General features: G+C 58.5%; 14 protein-coding genes. 6 read left to right on the top strand and 8 right to left on the bottom strand.

Annotated features, from left to right (window positions below):
* Positions 1-111 precede the first annotated feature (111 nt).
* Entirely contained in the window at positions 112-1,452 is a 1,341-nt protein-coding gene (locus tag ACOYW0_RS01790; RefSeq protein WP_482416876.1) for a Na+/H+ antiporter NhaC family protein, read from the bottom strand.
* A 355-nt stretch (positions 1,453-1,807) separates the two neighbouring features.
* Here ACOYW0_RS01790 and ACOYW0_RS01785 point away from each other — a divergent pair, with 355 nt between their 5' ends.
* The 5 genes from ACOYW0_RS01785 to ACOYW0_RS01765 all read left to right on the top strand — a co-directional run bounded on the left by ACOYW0_RS01785 (position 1,808) and on the right by ACOYW0_RS01765 (position 6,632).
* The gene (locus tag ACOYW0_RS01785) at positions 1,808-3,283 is read left to right on the top strand and encodes a sodium-dependent transporter (protein ID WP_482416875.1); all 1,476 of its coding nucleotides are present in this window, start codon (positions 1,808-1,810) and stop codon (positions 3,281-3,283) included.
* A gap of 4 nt (positions 3,284-3,287) precedes the next feature.
* Positions 3,288-3,386, top strand: coding sequence for a MetS family NSS transporter small subunit (locus ACOYW0_RS01780; protein ID WP_139163969.1), 99 nt, complete (start codon positions 3,288-3,290; stop codon positions 3,384-3,386).
* A 199-nt stretch (positions 3,387-3,585) separates the two neighbouring features.
* Positions 3,586-4,800, top strand: coding sequence for an L-serine ammonia-lyase, iron-sulfur-dependent, subunit alpha (locus ACOYW0_RS01775; protein WP_482416874.1), 1,215 nt, complete (start codon positions 3,586-3,588; stop codon positions 4,798-4,800).
* Positions 4,801-5,079: 279 nt separating this feature from the next.
* Positions 5,080-6,096, top strand: a complete 1,017-nt coding sequence (gene ansA, locus ACOYW0_RS01770; RefSeq protein WP_482416873.1) for an asparaginase — start codon at positions 5,080-5,082, stop codon at positions 6,094-6,096.
* A 110-nt stretch (positions 6,097-6,206) separates the two neighbouring features.
* The gene (locus tag ACOYW0_RS01765; protein ID WP_482416872.1) at positions 6,207-6,632 is read left to right on the top strand and encodes a MarR family winged helix-turn-helix transcriptional regulator; all 426 of its coding nucleotides are present in this window, start codon (positions 6,207-6,209) and stop codon (positions 6,630-6,632) included.
* 187 nt (positions 6,633-6,819) lie between these two features.
* Here ACOYW0_RS01765 and ACOYW0_RS01760 read toward each other — a convergent pair whose 3' ends face one another.
* The 7 genes from ACOYW0_RS01760 to ACOYW0_RS01730 form a co-directional block, all read right to left on the bottom strand.
* Positions 6,820-7,281, bottom strand: a complete 462-nt coding sequence (locus tag ACOYW0_RS01760; protein ID WP_482416871.1) for a hypothetical protein — start codon at positions 7,279-7,281, stop codon at positions 6,820-6,822.
* 91 nt (positions 7,282-7,372) lie between these two features.
* Positions 7,373-8,113: a sulfite exporter TauE/SafE family protein gene (locus tag ACOYW0_RS01755; RefSeq protein ID WP_482416870.1), complete on the bottom strand. Its 741-nt coding sequence runs from the start codon at positions 8,111-8,113 to the stop codon at positions 7,373-7,375.
* A complete protein-coding gene (locus ACOYW0_RS01750) occupies positions 8,104-8,529 on the bottom strand; it encodes a rhodanese-like domain-containing protein (RefSeq protein WP_482416869.1) in 426 nt (141 codons plus the stop codon). Before ACOYW0_RS01750 ends, ACOYW0_RS01755 begins: the two co-directional genes overlap by 10 nt.
* Before the next feature lie 21 nt (positions 8,530-8,550).
* Positions 8,551-8,958: a rhodanese-like domain-containing protein gene (locus ACOYW0_RS01745; RefSeq protein WP_482416868.1), complete on the bottom strand. Its 408-nt coding sequence runs from the start codon at positions 8,956-8,958 to the stop codon at positions 8,551-8,553.
* Positions 8,959-9,065: 107 nt separating this feature from the next.
* Positions 9,066-9,245, bottom strand: coding sequence for a hypothetical protein (locus ACOYW0_RS01740; protein ID WP_180147390.1), 180 nt, complete (start codon positions 9,243-9,245; stop codon positions 9,066-9,068).
* Between the two features lie 59 nt (positions 9,246-9,304).
* Positions 9,305-10,201 carry a permease gene (locus tag ACOYW0_RS01735; RefSeq protein ID WP_180147392.1) on the bottom strand — a complete coding sequence of 299 codons (897 nt, stop codon included), beginning with the start codon at positions 10,199-10,201 and terminating at the stop codon, positions 9,305-9,307.
* A 501-nt stretch (positions 10,202-10,702) separates the two neighbouring features.
* Complete coding sequence (locus ACOYW0_RS01730) at positions 10,703-11,821, bottom strand: ATP-binding protein (RefSeq protein ID WP_482416867.1); 1,119 nt, start codon at positions 11,819-11,821, stop codon at positions 10,703-10,705.
* Between the two features lie 599 nt (positions 11,822-12,420).
* Here ACOYW0_RS01730 and ACOYW0_RS01725 point away from each other — a divergent pair.
* A complete protein-coding gene (locus ACOYW0_RS01725) occupies positions 12,421-13,929 on the top strand; it encodes a methyl-accepting chemotaxis protein (RefSeq protein WP_482416866.1) in 1,509 nt (502 codons plus the stop codon).
* Positions 13,930-13,995: the final 66 nt, after the last annotated feature.

Raw genomic sequence — 13,995 nt, 5'->3', positions numbered from 1 at the left:
TTTTTGCGTCACCGATTTAATGCCCCACGAAACGCAGATTATCCAAACAAAAAACCCCCGGCAGAACACTCTGCCGGGGGTTTTCTATTTTAAATCCGTTTGTGCTTTTGCTTATGCGCCTGTGGGGACGTTCGCTTTTTTGCCGGGGATGAAAAGGGCCACCATGGTGCAGCCGAAGAGCACCATGCAGTAGTGGACGTTGCCCACCACGGCAAGGGGCGAAATCTTGAAGATGGAGGCGGCCAGGAGGATCTGGGCTCCCCAGGGGATCAGGCCCTGGCAGATGCAGGCGAAGATGTCCAGGGTGCCTGCGGCCCGCTTGGGCTCCACGCCGTTTGCTTCGGCGATGTTCTTGGCCACGCTGCCGGTGACGAGGATGGCCACGGTGTTGTTGGCCGTGCAGAGGTTGGTGAGAAAGACGAGGATCCCGATGCCCATCTCGGCGATGGCGGTGCCGCCTTTGCTCGAGGCCACGTGGCGGATGGCGTTGGATACCACACGCTCAAGGGCCAGGAGGCCTCCCTGGGCCTTCATGAGCTCCCCTAAGCCCCCGATGAAGATGGAGAGGATGAAGATCTCCTGCATGCCCGTGAACCCGTTGTAGATCTCCTTGGCAAAGGTGAGGAGGGTGAAATTCGGGGTGGTCATAAACCCGGCAAGGCCGGCCAGGATGATGCCGGAGAAGAGCACGGCAAAGACGTTGATGCCGGAAACGGCCATCACCAGGATGGCTGCGTAGGGCAGGGCCAGGAGAAAGGAGGCGTCCTTGGCCTCGGCCACGGTGGTGCCTTTGGCCTGGAAGAGGAGCAGGACAATGGTGATGATCGCCGCAGGAACGGCAACGGCCACGTTGACCCGGAATTTGTCCTTCATCTCGCACCCCTGGGTACGGGTGGCCGCGATGGTGGTGTCGGAGATGATGGAGAGGTTGTCCCCGAACATGGCGCCGCCGGTGACGGCACCTGCGGTGAGGGCGATGGAGAGGCCCGCTTCACCGGCCACACCCAGGGCAATGGGGGCCAGGGCCGCGATGGTGCCCATGGAGGTTCCCATGGCCGTGGAGATCAGGGCGCCCACCACAAAGAGGCCGGGCAGGAGAAAGGAGGCCGGGATGATGGAAATGGCCACAGCCACCACCGCGTCCACGCCGCCGGTGGCTTTGGCCACGGCGCTGAAGCCCCCTGCAAGAAGGTAGATCATGCACATGGCCATGATGTTGCTGTGGCCGGCGCCTTTGAGAAAACGCTCCACAGTGTCTGTGAGGCCCTGCCTGGACAGGAGAACCGACAGGATAATGGCGGGCAGGGCTGCCACCGGAGCTGCCACCTGGTAGAACGCGAAGCTGGTGCCCACGCTTTGGAAATAGAGCCCGCTCCCCACAAAAATGGCAAGGAAGAGACCCAAGGGAAGGAGCGCTGAGACGCGCGGTTGGGTGGAAATAATCCTGTTCACTGTCGTTCACCTCGATAACATCTATATATTTCAATTGATTGACCGAATTTTAGAAAAAAGACACCTTATCAGCATCCTAAGGGACAGTCAAGGTACTCGGTAAACCATTTTTGCCGATTGGGTTGACAGTCACGGGGTTGACAGAGGTAACAACGGTTTTGGCTTTTCCTTGATGATTGACATACCCCGGTGAATTAGGTATATCGTCAAATTTCTGGATCCCCTTTTTTAAACTTTTAAAATTTGAGGCGGGGGATATTGAAAGTCTGGATCTGAAAGATGTGCCGTGGATTCGACAGGGCGGGCTTTTTGTTTGACGATACACAATCGATATCCACGACGGAAAAGAGGTTGCATGAAACAGCGAGATCAATGGGGAACCCGTTTGGGGTTTATCCTGGCGGCGGTTGGGTCCGCCATCGGCATGGGGAACATCTGGCGATTTCCCTACATGGTGTATGAAAACGGGGGCGGAGCCTTTCTGATCCCTTACTTTGTTGCGGTCTTCACCGCCGGTATTCCCCTTCTGATCCTCGAATTCGGGGTGGGGCAGAGACACGCCGGGGCCACCCCGGTGACCTTCCGTTCTCTTAACAAGAAGTGGGGATGGCTGGGCTGGTGGCAGCTTCTCGTCTGTTTTGTCATTGCAAGCTACTATGTGGTGATCATTGCCTGGTCCTTCTCTTACTTTACCTTCTCTTTCAACCTCGGCTGGGGTGAAGACACCAGCGGCTTCTTCTTCAAGGAGTACCTCCATCTTTCGGACGGCCCCTTTTCCATGGGCGGCATCCAGTGGCACATCCTGGCCCCTCTGGCCGCGGTGTGGCTGACATGCTGGGGCGTTCTCATCTGCGGTGTTAAAAAGGGCATTGAGGCGGCCAACAAGTTTTTCATGCCCGCCCTGTTTGTCATGGTTATCCTCATCATGGCCCGCGCGGTGACCATGCCCGGTGCGGTGGACGGCCTGAACTGGCTCTTCAAGCCGGACTTTTCCGCCCTCGGCGACATCAAGGTGTGGGCGGCTGCTTTTGGTCAGGTCTTCTTCTCCCTGAGTATCGGCTTCGGGATCATGATCACCTACTCCAGCTACCTGTCCGGTGATTCGGACATCAACAACAACGCCTTTATGACCGCCTTCATCAACTGCGGTTTCTCCATGCTCGCCGGGGTCATGATCTTCTCCGTGCTGGGCTACATGGCGGCACAAAAAGGGGTTCCCATCAAAGAGGTGGTCTCTTCCGGTGTGGGCCTGGCCTTTGTCACCATTCCCCAGGCCATCAACTTTATGCCCGGGGCCAGCTTCATCGGGGTGCTTTTCTTCCTCTCCCTGCTCTTTGCCGGTGTCAGCTCCATGATCTCCATCTGTGAGGCGTGCATCGCGGGTATCCTGGAGGGATTCAAGATCAGCCGCAAGGCAGCCACCACCCTGTTCTGCGGCATCGGGTTTGCCGTGAGCGTCATCTACACCACCGGGGCCGGGCTCTATGTGCTGGACATCGTGGACCACTTTATCAACACCTACGCCGTTCTCCTCGGTGGTCTGGTGGAGGTGGTGCTTCTCTCCTGGTTCTTCAACCTGGAGTCCATCCGTGAGCACGTGAACCGCACCTCCGACTTCCTCGTGGGGCAGTGGTGGACTTTTTGCCTCAAGTTTTTCACCACCTTTGTGGTTGCCTACATGATGGTCATGAAATGCGCAGGGGACATTACCACCCCCTATGAAGGGTACACCGCCAGCGCCCTGGGTACCTACGGCTGGGCCGTTGTGGCATGTCTTCCCGTCCTGGCCATTGTTTTGAGCAAATGCGACCTGCTGGGTCGAAAGGAGTAGCGTTATGGAAACATCTGCCGTACTGATGATGGTCTTCGGGCTGGGCGTTACCTGGGGAGGTGCCTGTTTTTGCATCGGCATCGCCCTTCGCAACCTGAAATAGCGTCATGCAGATCCTTATATAAAGGAGGCCCGACCGGGCCTCCTTTGGAAAAAAAAAGTGCATCAGGCGATCCCGGCCTTGTCCGGGCGTCGATCCGCAGTGTAAGATATTCAATGCCGTCGAGGGTTACCCGACGGCATTGTTTGTTTGACGGTGCGTATGTGCACGAATTGCGGGATGTAAGGAAAGGAGGCAGGCCATGGAATCACTTCGGGAACTCTACAGGACGGGGGTCGGACCCTCGAGCAGCCATACCATGGGCCCCAAGCGGGCTGCGGAAATCTTTGGCGGGAAGCACCCGGAGGCCGCCTCGTTCAGGGTGACCCTGTTTGCCAGCCTGGCCGCCACAGGCAAGGGGCACCTCACCGACGTGGCCGTGGCGGAGGGGCTGGCCCCCAAGGCGGTGGAGATCGCCTGGCGCCCGGAAGAGCTCCTTCCCGGACACCCCAACGGCATGCTTTTTGAGGCCCTGGACGCAGATGGGACCAGCCTGGGCGAATGGCTTGTCTACAGCACCGGCGGGGGCGCCATCAGCGAAACCGGCATGCCGCCTGCCAGCTCCCATACCTATGACCTCACCACCATGGAGGATATCCTGACCCACTGCCGGGAAGAGGGGATTCCCTTCTGGCAGTATGTGGAGGCGTGCGAAGGCGCCGATATATGGGATTTCCTGCGGGATAAGCTCCACCACATGCTGGCCGCCCTGGATCGCGGCCTTGCCACCGAAGGCATCCTTCCCGGGGTGCTGGGGCTCACCCGCAAGGCCTGGACCCTGCACCAGAAAGCCGTCATGAGCGGGGACCACTTCCGCCGCACCGGCAAGATCAGCGCCTACGCCCTGGCCGTCTCCGAAGAGAACGCTGCAGGGGGTACCATTGTCACCGCCCCCACCTGCGGGGCCTGCGGGGTCCTTCCCGCGGTGATCCGTTACCTCATGGAGGTGGTGGAGGCCGACGAAATTATCTTTTTGAGGGCCCTGGCCACGGCCGGTCTCATCGGGAACCTCATCAAATACAACGCCTCCATCTCCGGTGCCGAAGTGGGCTGCCAGGGAGAGGTGGGCACCGCCTGCGCCATGGCCGCTGGGGCCGCCGCCCAGATCCTGGGGGGCACCGTGCGCCAGGTGGAGTACGCCGCCGAAATGGGCTTGGAACACCACCTGGGCCTCACCTGCGACCCCGTGGCGGGTCTTGTGCAGATCCCCTGCATCGAGCGCAACGCCTTTGCCGCCACACGGGCCATGAACTGCGCCGATTATGCCTTGTTTTCCGATGGTTCCCACCTCATCTCCTTTGACGAGGTGGTGCGCGTCATGCGGGAAACCGGCCAGGACCTGCCCAGCCCCTACCGGGAGACCGCCGAAGGGGGCCTGGCACGTGCCTACAGCAACCGGATGGGCGAGACAGACTGATTGGGTTCTGCCTGACCTTATAACAAACAGGGCTTTATCGTTTGCCTTAAATGATGTCTGGGCTGCGACCTCTCAAAAACGCGAAAGATCCACGGAAACGGAGCGCCGCACTCCGGTGCGGCTTATCAGGTCGTCGTTACCCGTGCCGCACAGGAGTGCGGCGTTCCAGGGGACAAGGGGCTTCGGGCGGAGGGCCCACGTTTGTTTGAAAGACGGGTGTGATTTGATCCGAAGAAGGCGTTTTATCTTTCCCGTACGTTGACCATAGATTAGGACCACATGAAAAAGAGAATTTACATTGCCGACACCGGCGGAACCATCGGGATGAAGCCGGGTGACAGGGGCTACGAGCCCTCTCCTGGGTATCTCAAGGAGCAGATGGCGAAGATGGCCGTGCTGAAGAGCCCGTCCATGCCGGAGTACCATATCCATGAGTACGACCCGCCCCTGGATTCGTCGAGCATGAGCCCTTCGGCCTGGTTTGACATTGCAGAGGACATCGCGGCCCACCACGACGACTACGACGGGTTCCTGGTGATCCACGGCACCGATACCATGGCCTACACGGCCTCGGCCCTTCCCTTTATGCTGGAGGGGCTGCAAAAGCCGGTGATTTTAACCGGCGGCCAGATCCCCTTGTGCGAGGTGCGGAACGACTCCCGGGAGAACCTTATCACGGCCATGCTGCTGGCGGCCCGGGAGGACATCCACGAGGTGTGCCTTTTTTTCGACAACCGCCTGTTTCGCGGCAACCGCACCACCAAGTGGAACGCCGGGGGCTTCGACGCCTTTGATTCCCCGAACTTTCCCCCTCTGGGCACCACGGGCATCGATATCGAGATCAACAGGGACCTGCTGCTGCCAAAGCCCGAGGGGCAGGGCTCCCTGCGGGTCCAGCGGCTTTACAGCTCCCCGGTGGCGGTCTTGCGTCTCTTTCCCGGGATTTCTGCGGCGGTGGTGAAAAACCTTCTGGCTCCGCCCATCAAAGGTCTGGTTCTGGAGACCTACGGGGTGGGTAACGCCCCGGATAACGACCCCGAACTCATGGCCGTGCTGAAAGAGGCCACGGACCGTGGCGTGGTGATCGTTAACTGCACCCAGTGCCTGAAAGGGCGTGTGATGATGGGAACTTACGCCACGGGCTCGGCCCTTCTGGAGGCCGGTGTCATCAGCGGGTTTGATATGACCCCGGAGGCGGCCCTTGCCAAAATGTTTTTTCTTTTCAGTACCCGTTCGGATACACAGGTGATTCGCGAGCTCATGCAGGCCAGCCTGAAAGGGGAGATGACAGCGTAACTGCTCGGTCTGCGCCCCATGCAGCGCCCGTGTTTTTTCCCTGCGTATGTTGACAGTGAAGGGCAGATGCCTTATTGGTTGATAAGGTCAATTAAATAAGGGGTACGATTATGGCGGAAAACACAGAACAGTTTGTGCGGTATATTGATGACATTGTGTGGCGCTTCGGCATCCACGTTCAGGACAACAGCTGTTGCCACGGCATGTCCTATGCGGACATCCGGGCGCTTAAGGAGATCTCCCTGGAGTGCGACTGCTCCATGCAGGGCATTGCCCGGAAGCTGGGGTTTACCAAGAGTGGCGCCACCCGGGTGGTGGACAGGCTGGAGAAGAAGGGGCTTGCCGAAAGGCGCCGCAGCGAAACGGACGGGCGGGTCTGCTGTGTTCAGCCCACGGCCAAAGGCCGGGACGCCCTGGAGGAGATCAACCGCAACGCCCATGCCCGTATGGAGGAGATCGTTGCAAAGATCGATGCGCCCATGCGGGAGATCATCCTCACCGCCCTGGGCAGCTTTCTCGGTGCCGCCAACAAGTAGGGGGGGGCCGGAAGAGAGTCCGGGGCTTGGGGGCTGACGCCCTGGCCCCAAAAAATAATGAGGACGTGATAATACAGGAAAGGCACCGGCCGGTTTGGGTCGGTGCCTTTTTTGTTTCGGTGGCAGCGTCCAGTGAGGCAACGTTGCTCACCGGGTCTGACGCGCCTTACGAAGAAGAAAGGGGACGTTATTTTTCAGAGTCCAGCTTCTCTGCAACGGCTTTGCCGTATTGATACGCCGCCATGCCGTCTTTATCCGTCAAAAGGGCGTATTTTCCCTGGCTGCTGCGGGCCACCCGGCTCAATCGGTCGTAGAGTTTTTCTGCCCTGGCGGTTTCGTTGTGGGTCTCCGCTATATAGTTTCTGGGAATATAAACGCGCTGTACGGTGACGCGAAGGGTGTCGTTTGCACCCTTTGTGGCGTGGACTTTGAGAACGCGGCCCTTGCCGTTGGTAAAATAGGATACGTTCCTATCCGTATGGGCCATGGCTGTTTCCCCTAACGCGTAGAGTTCGCTTCCAGGCACGGCCTTTTGCCCGTGCATAAAGTCAAGCACATGGGCTGACGCCTGGGTGGAAAAGATGGCGGCTCCGAGGAGTACTGCGGCAGTTGAGAGAATCGTACGTTTTACCTGGTTGAAGCATGTCATGTGTTTGTTACTCCTTTCTGATTCGATGAATGACCGGTGGTTCCGGTCCGCTATAGGTCCGGTTCTTGAAACCGGGTAGTGATTGCGGTTGTTATCCCGCAAGTTTCCAGAGTATTCGCAGGCCTGAGACCATCAGGGAGAGGGCCAGGACCATGCGGATTCGTTTCTGATCGATGCGGTGCATGGCCCGGGTCCCGAGGAGTCCCCCGCCCAGGGCGGCGACGGATGCCACCGCACATGTCTCAAGGGAGAGGGAGCCCATGGCCGTGTAGGCCATAAATCCTGTCAACGATGAGAAGGGGACGGAAAGGGCCGTCACCATGGCGATCTGCTGTGCCCGAAACCCCATGCCGTGGAGGGCGGGCACGATGACCCCGCCGCCTCCGACGCCCAGCATCCCCGAGATGAGCCCCGATACCGATCCCAGCAAGGCGCTTCCCGCCGGGGGGCATGTGTCCGCCGCCTGTTTTGTGGATTCCCGGGTCGGGCGGACAATGACCAGCCCGGACAAGATCATGAAACAGGCGAAGGCTCCCTGGAGGATGGCCTGGGGGATCAGTGTGGAGACCCAGGCCCCTAAAGGTGCTGCCGGAAGGGAGCAGGCAATGAGGGGCCACCAGGGGCCGGGTTTGAGCTGTCCGCTTCGAAGGTTGTGGACCGTGGCCCCGCCCAGGCTCGCCACGTTGACGAGGAGCGCCACGGGCCTGGCCGTTACCGGGGGGACGCCCACGGCCATGAGGGCCGGGACCAGGGCCACGGCACTGCCCACCCCGCCCAGGGCGAAGAAGAAGCTCAGTGCAAAGGCCAGGGCGGCAACGGTCATCAGCAGCATGTGCGGCACCCGCACCCGGGTGTGGCCTCCAGTGATCCGCGTATGCCTGCGGCATGCAGGGGGCCGGGTTTCAGCATTTTGGCCATTTCGGGCAGTCCCTGGGGGATGATGGAGACCTGGTCAAATCCCCTGGCGATTAGGTAGGCCATGGCCACACTGGGGCGCCAGGGACCGTCGGCAAAAAGGATCACCGGTACGTCATCGGGGATCTCGTCAAGGCGGTCCGGCAATTCGTTCAGGGGGATGTGGACTGCCATGGGAAGGGAGAACCCTTCAACCTCTTCGCGGGTGCGCAGGTCCACCAGAAACGCCCTGTTTTTGATAAGGCCGGGCAGGGCGGCCGGGCTGGTGGCAAACCCTCCGGTGCCAAAGGCTTCGTAATCCATTTCCCTAAAATAGTTTCGTATGTTTTCCATAATGCGCCTCAAGTGTATGGTTCAGAATGAACGGTTTGATGGGGTGGCGTCTTTTCGCCGATGGATTTCAGCCGGAGAAAACAGTTTCATCATCTCTTCGGAGTTTGCCAGCAGGGTCCGGGCAGAAGCAAAGCCTTCGGCCTTCAGGTAAAACGCGGCCATGCTGGCTCGCACCACCGAGGTGCAGAAGACCACAACGGCTTTGTCCCGCGGCACGTCGTCCAGGCGGTCGGGCAGCTGCTCTAAGGGGATGTGGATTGCGTCCCCGAATCGGGCGTAGGGTGTCTCCTCGTCGGTACGGACGTCGAGAAAGACGCACTGCTCTTTGTCGGCAAGGCAGTCGGCTGCTGCCGCAAGGGAGATGCCGTGCCTTTCGGTTGCAAAAAAATGAAGGTCCATGGCCTTGAGGGTGTGGTCTAATTGATTCATGCTCAGGGTCCTGATTCCATCCACGACAAATGGATGTCAGAGGGTTGGCTCCCGGCGGCATGGCCGGGAGCGTTCGGGGTTCATGTGATTGATCTGCACGGGATGGGTCAGCAGCATCCGCAGCAGGAGTTTTTCTTCTCTTTGGTTTCAGGCCGGGTTTCCGGCGTCTCCTTTGACTGTGAAGACTCGGTTTCCGAGATCTCTTCGAGTTCCATGGTGCAGCAGCTCTCAGATTTGTTTTTGCCAAAGAGTTTTCCGAACAATCCGTTTTTTTTCTCGTTGCTCATGGGGTATCTCCTTTTGTGTTGAAACGTTTTTGGTGCGTTTTCTTGCTGAAAGATAAGGGTTAAGCGGGCATCAGGTTGAACACGTACCCGCCGATGACCGCCGTGGCAAAGATGACCGCCACCACGGAGGCCACCAGCCGCTTGCGGAAGATGCTTGCCAGCATGCTCATCTCCGGTATGGCCATGCCGGCTCCGCCGATGATCAGGGCGATGACGGCCCCCATGCTCATGCCCTTCTGGGAGAGGGCAAGGCCGATGGGAATGGCGGTCTCTGCACGGATGTACAGCGGGATGCCGATGACCGCGGCCACGGGAATGGCAAAGGGGTTCTCAGGTCCTGCCAGCCGGGCCACGAACTCCTGGGGAAGGTAGCCGTAAATGGCGGCCCCGATGCCCACCCCCACGAGGAGGTAGACCAGCACTCCGCGGAAATCGGACCATGCCGAAAGAAACGATGCCTTCAGCTTGCCCCCAAAGGTGGCGGGCACCTGCTGGCCGCCGGAGGCCATGCCGTTTTTCAGGCGAACGTGCCGGACGTGGGCGGCTCCGCCGGTTTTCTCCAGGATCACCCCGAACACCACGGATGCGGCAAAGGTGACGGTAAAGTAGATGATGCTGGCCTTAAGACCCATCATGGCCGCCACCATGGCCAGGATAATGGGGTTGAGCAGGGGCGAGGCGATGACAAAGGACATCACCGGCCCGAAGGGCGCCCCCGCGTTGAGCATGCCCAGGGTCATGGGAATGGTGGAGCAGGCGCAAAACGGGGTGAGGGAGCCCACCATGGCTGCGATGACATTGCCCACCACGCCCCGTCGGGAGAGCCAGGACCGGAGCTTTTCATGGGGTATGTACATGAGGACCAGGGCCACGATGGTACTGATGCCAAGGAACAGGACCGTCAGTTCGGCGGTGATGAACGCGAAGTACCCAAGGGTCTTAGACAGGGAGTTCATGGTAAATCCATCCTTTTGATTGATATTGTCAACTAATAGAATAAAATTTTTTGCCCTGATTTGGGGCGCCGGTCGCCTGCGGCGGACTCGGAGTCATGATTTTACATGCTTTTAAAATATCAGCCCACCACTACGTGGGCTATTTCGTTGTTATGATCAACTATAAGCCCTTAGGTTGATGGTGTCAACTAAATGGGCGAGATATTTTTCCGTTGTCGTGTCTGGTTAGGGCTAAGTGGTTGTTTCTTTAAAGTTTGTCTTGTGTGTTGTGGTGATCTGTCGCTGGCACGGAATGCATGGGGGGGGCGAAAAGGGGGGCTGTATCGATCAACGGCTCTGAAATAGAAGGGGAATGGTGCGTGCCTTGGCCCGGACGGAATTCACGAGCCGAGTGCACCTAATATTCAAAGCATCAGAGCTGAAGAAGTCGTGGTTTTACAAAGGCTCTGATAACGCAGAAGACGGGGTGCACTCGGCTCGTCCCAAGGGTGAGAAATTCGATCAGAACACCCCGCCTTTATCCTGGATTTCCGTAAAGGAGTGGAAGGCCTCTGGGCGGCCCTTTTCAGCCTGGATGCGGTCGTACATGGCCTGGACGCTTTCCGGGACATCGGGCATCTGCTCCGGGGTCCGTTTGGTAAGTTTTGCGGCGCCTTCGGGGCAGGTGGTGGTGCAGAGACCGCAGCCCATGCACTTGTTGGGGTGGATGGAGGCCTTGCCGTCGATGATGCGGATGGCCTTGAACATGCAGCGGTCCAGGCAGGTGCCGCAGCCGGTGCAGGCCTCGGTGTCCGGGGTGTTGATGTAGGAGGCCTTGGTGAGCTGGTTGTGGAGCCCAAGGTGCACCACGGTGGCCATGATGCCGCAGCTGCATTTGCAGCAGTTGCAGATGTAGTCCAGGTCCCCTGCAGAGTTCTGGGTCTGGGTGACCAGGCCCTCGCGATCGGCCATGTCCATGATGGCCAGGGCCTCTTCTTTGCTGATCTCTTCTGCCCGGAGGTCGTTTTCGATGAAAAAATCCGCGCATCGGTTCAGGGAGAGGCAGGTGCGGACGGGGTGGTCGCAGCCACGGCCCTCGGCTTTGGATTTCAGGCGGCAGAGGCAGTCGGTGAGGGCGATGCGGTCCGCCTCCAGGATTTTTGTCTTTACCACGTCGTGGGGGAGGATCTCCTGAACGGATTCCACGCTCTTTTCCACGGGGACGATGCGGAAGAGGGAGGTCTTGCCGCCAAAGACCTCCAGGCCCATGGCCTCCATCATGTACTGGTTGTGCAGGTCGGTGTACTCCCTGTCCAGCCGGTTGATCTGGTACTCGTAGGTGCCCACGATGTACGGAGCCAGCACGTAGTGGCGCTCACCGTTGACGGTGGTGGTGATAAGAAGGCCCCTTTTTCCCATGCGGTCCAGCTTTGCCTTGCAGGCCTCGGCGTCGGTGCCGGTTTTTTCGGCCACCTGATCCGCCCGTTGGGGGGCCGGGGTGAGGCTCAGTGTCAGCTCGGCCTCTTCGGGTTCGTACATCTTTTTTAACAGGGCGATATCCACACCACTTTCCGTGGGGGGAAATCCCATGGGAAGTTGGTTCAAGTGTTCCTGGAGTTTTCTGTACACGGAATCCGGCATGGGGTCTCCTTGCATGTCAGGGGTTGTCGTCGGCTGTTAGCCCGGATATTTCACGGGTTGCACCCAAATCATTCAAGGCATCAGAGCTGCAATAACAATCTTCGTGCTTTGGTCTGGCCGTTTTTTTATGAAATATCGGGAGGCCGCCTTTCCGGGTGGGGCGCTGCACCCGGGGCATGGGGCAATCACGCCGCTTCCCAGGCAAAAGGCTATCGGAAGATGGTTACCTTTGTCAATATGGTTGATGTACGAAGTAATATATTGCGGCGTGATGGTAAATATGATGGGTGTTACTTCGATTTATATAGAGTTGGGAAGCCGTGTGAGGTCATGAAAAAATATTGTATGCATACAAACTAATTGAATCCGCGTATTTGGACCCGGGATTGCTTCTCTTTTGAAAAGAGGTATGTTGATATTTGCTGAAAAACGGTTTAACTATTCCCTCTAAGAGTATGAATAGCAGATATATCACAAATGGTGATAATGGCTTTTGACGGGGGTCTTGAGCGTTTTGATCGGGTTCCCCTTGAAGGTAAGTAAATACGGTGGGCTTTGGTGGCTGCCGTGCAGATAAGTCAGTAAAAGGGAGGGGATGTATGTCTGTGGAAGAGATGGATCGGGAACGCAAGGAACAGGTCAATGCGAAGAAGTATCAGGATCTCTACGCATTTTCCGGCCCTTCGGTGGTGGCTTTTTTCGTGGTGTTCTGCATACTCCTGGCCGTGACGCCCATGGTCAGGGAACATACGCTTATCACCGTTATGTTCGGCACTGTCATCGTCGCTTTGAGTCTGCTGAGACTGGCGGCGGCCCGAAAGGCGGCAACCTCCTACAACGAGAATCCTCTGTTCTGGAATCGTTTCTTTCTGGTGTCGACCCTCGTGTCCGGCCTTGTGTGGGGGGGCGTGTGCATGCTGGTCATTCATTTGTACGGGACCACCTCAGCCTACAGTACCTATGCCATGGTGATGACCTGCGGCCTGGTGGGGGGGTGTGTTATCTCCCTGGCACCAGCGCTGAGGCTTCTGGTGGCTTACGTGGCCTGCCTGCTGGTGCCCGTTATCGTGTGGACCGCTTTCAACGGTGAGTGGGCCATCGGTGTCGTGTTCCTGACCTATATCCTGGGGATGATGGGAGTGGGCAAGAAGACCAACGCCTCGTACCGCCTGAACATTGAAAACTCTGTATTGCTTGATGAGCGGGCCGCAGACATCACCATGCTGATCAACGAACTGAGGGAAAAAGCGTCGGAGCTCACAGGTACCTCCGAGGGGCTTCGGGATATCTCCGAAGAGATGGTGGGGGCCTCGGAAGAGACAGCCACCCAGATCGGCGGGGTAACGTCGGACGCCTCGTCCATGCGCGAGAACACCGCTGCCATTTCAGCGGCTGTGGAGCAGGCTTCCCACAACATGGAGCTCACCTCGGCCTCCATGGAAGAGATGGCACGTGCCGTAACGGAGATCGCTGGTCAGTCTGCCCGGGCCATGGAGATCTCTACCCAGGGCGTCCACCGCTCCGAAGAGGCCTCCCGGGAGATCAAGCGCCTGGACGAAGCGGCCCGGGAGATCGGCAAGATCACCGAGGTAATCACCGAAATCTCCGAGCAGACAAATCTCTTGGCCCTTAACGCCACCATTGAGGCGGCCCGTGCCGGTGAGGCGGGCAAGGGGTTTGCTGTTGTTGCCAACGAAATCAAGGCCCTTGCCCATCAGACCGCCGAGGCCACCAGCGGCATTCGCGGCCAGGTCAAAGGGATTCAGGACGCCACTGCCGACTCCACAAAGCAAATCACGGCCATCTCCGAGGTGATTGGAAACATCAGCACCATCGTCAACGGCGTGGCCGCAGCCATCGAAGAGCAGTCAGCCTCCACCCGTGAGATCGATGTCAACGTAGGGGAGATGAACGACGGTATGGGCGATATCACCGCCAAGGCCGCAGAGAGCAACCAGGCCAGTGAAACCATCCTGGGGCGCATCGAAGAGGCCGCCACCCAGACCCGGGGCAACCTGGAGAACAGCCGCAAGGTCATGGACAGCGCCAAAGAGGTCCTGGACATGGCAGACAGCCTCAACCAGGCCGTGGTCCGTCTGTCGGCGTAGACCGGATATTTCATGACAAAACGGCAGGATTAAGCCGGTGAGTTGCCATTGTGACATATCCTGGGC

The organism is Desulfoluna sp. HI9BLuna (assembly GCF_056829775.1).
Note: the sequence above shows the minus strand (reverse complement) of the source record. Positions and strands in the feature narration are given on the sequence as shown.

Coding starts and splice junctions, on each gene's coding strand:
- ansA (WP_482416873.1), top strand. CDS start 5,080: ATGAAAAAGAGAATTTACATTGCCGACACCGGCGGAACCATCGGGATG.
- ACOYW0_RS01780 (WP_139163969.1), top strand. CDS start 3,288: ATGGAAACATCTGCCGTACTGATGATGGTCTTCGGGCTGGGCGTTACC.
- ACOYW0_RS01765 (WP_482416872.1), top strand. CDS start 6,207: ATGGCGGAAAACACAGAACAGTTTGTGCGGTATATTGATGACATTGTG.
- ACOYW0_RS01730 (WP_482416867.1), bottom strand. CDS start 11,821: ATGCCGGATTCCGTGTACAGAAAACTCCAGGAACACTTGAACCAACTT.
- ACOYW0_RS01740 (WP_180147390.1), bottom strand. CDS start 9,245: ATGAGCAACGAGAAAAAAAACGGATTGTTCGGAAAACTCTTTGGCAAA.
- ACOYW0_RS01725 (WP_482416866.1), top strand. CDS start 12,421: ATGTCTGTGGAAGAGATGGATCGGGAACGCAAGGAACAGGTCAATGCG.
- ACOYW0_RS01760 (WP_482416871.1), bottom strand. CDS start 7,281: ATGACATGCTTCAACCAGGTAAAACGTACGATTCTCTCAACTGCCGCA.
- ACOYW0_RS01755 (WP_482416870.1), bottom strand. CDS start 8,113: ATGCTGCTGATGACCGTTGCCGCCCTGGCCTTTGCACTGAGCTTCTTC.
- ACOYW0_RS01735 (WP_180147392.1), bottom strand. CDS start 10,201: ATGAACTCCCTGTCTAAGACCCTTGGGTACTTCGCGTTCATCACCGCC.
- ACOYW0_RS01775 (WP_482416874.1), top strand. CDS start 3,586: ATGGAATCACTTCGGGAACTCTACAGGACGGGGGTCGGACCCTCGAGC.
- ACOYW0_RS01745 (WP_482416868.1), bottom strand. CDS start 8,958: ATGAATCAATTAGACCACACCCTCAAGGCCATGGACCTTCATTTTTTT.
- ACOYW0_RS01750 (WP_482416869.1), bottom strand. CDS start 8,529: ATGGAAAACATACGAAACTATTTTAGGGAAATGGATTACGAAGCCTTT.
- ACOYW0_RS01785 (WP_482416875.1), top strand. CDS start 1,808: ATGAAACAGCGAGATCAATGGGGAACCCGTTTGGGGTTTATCCTGGCG.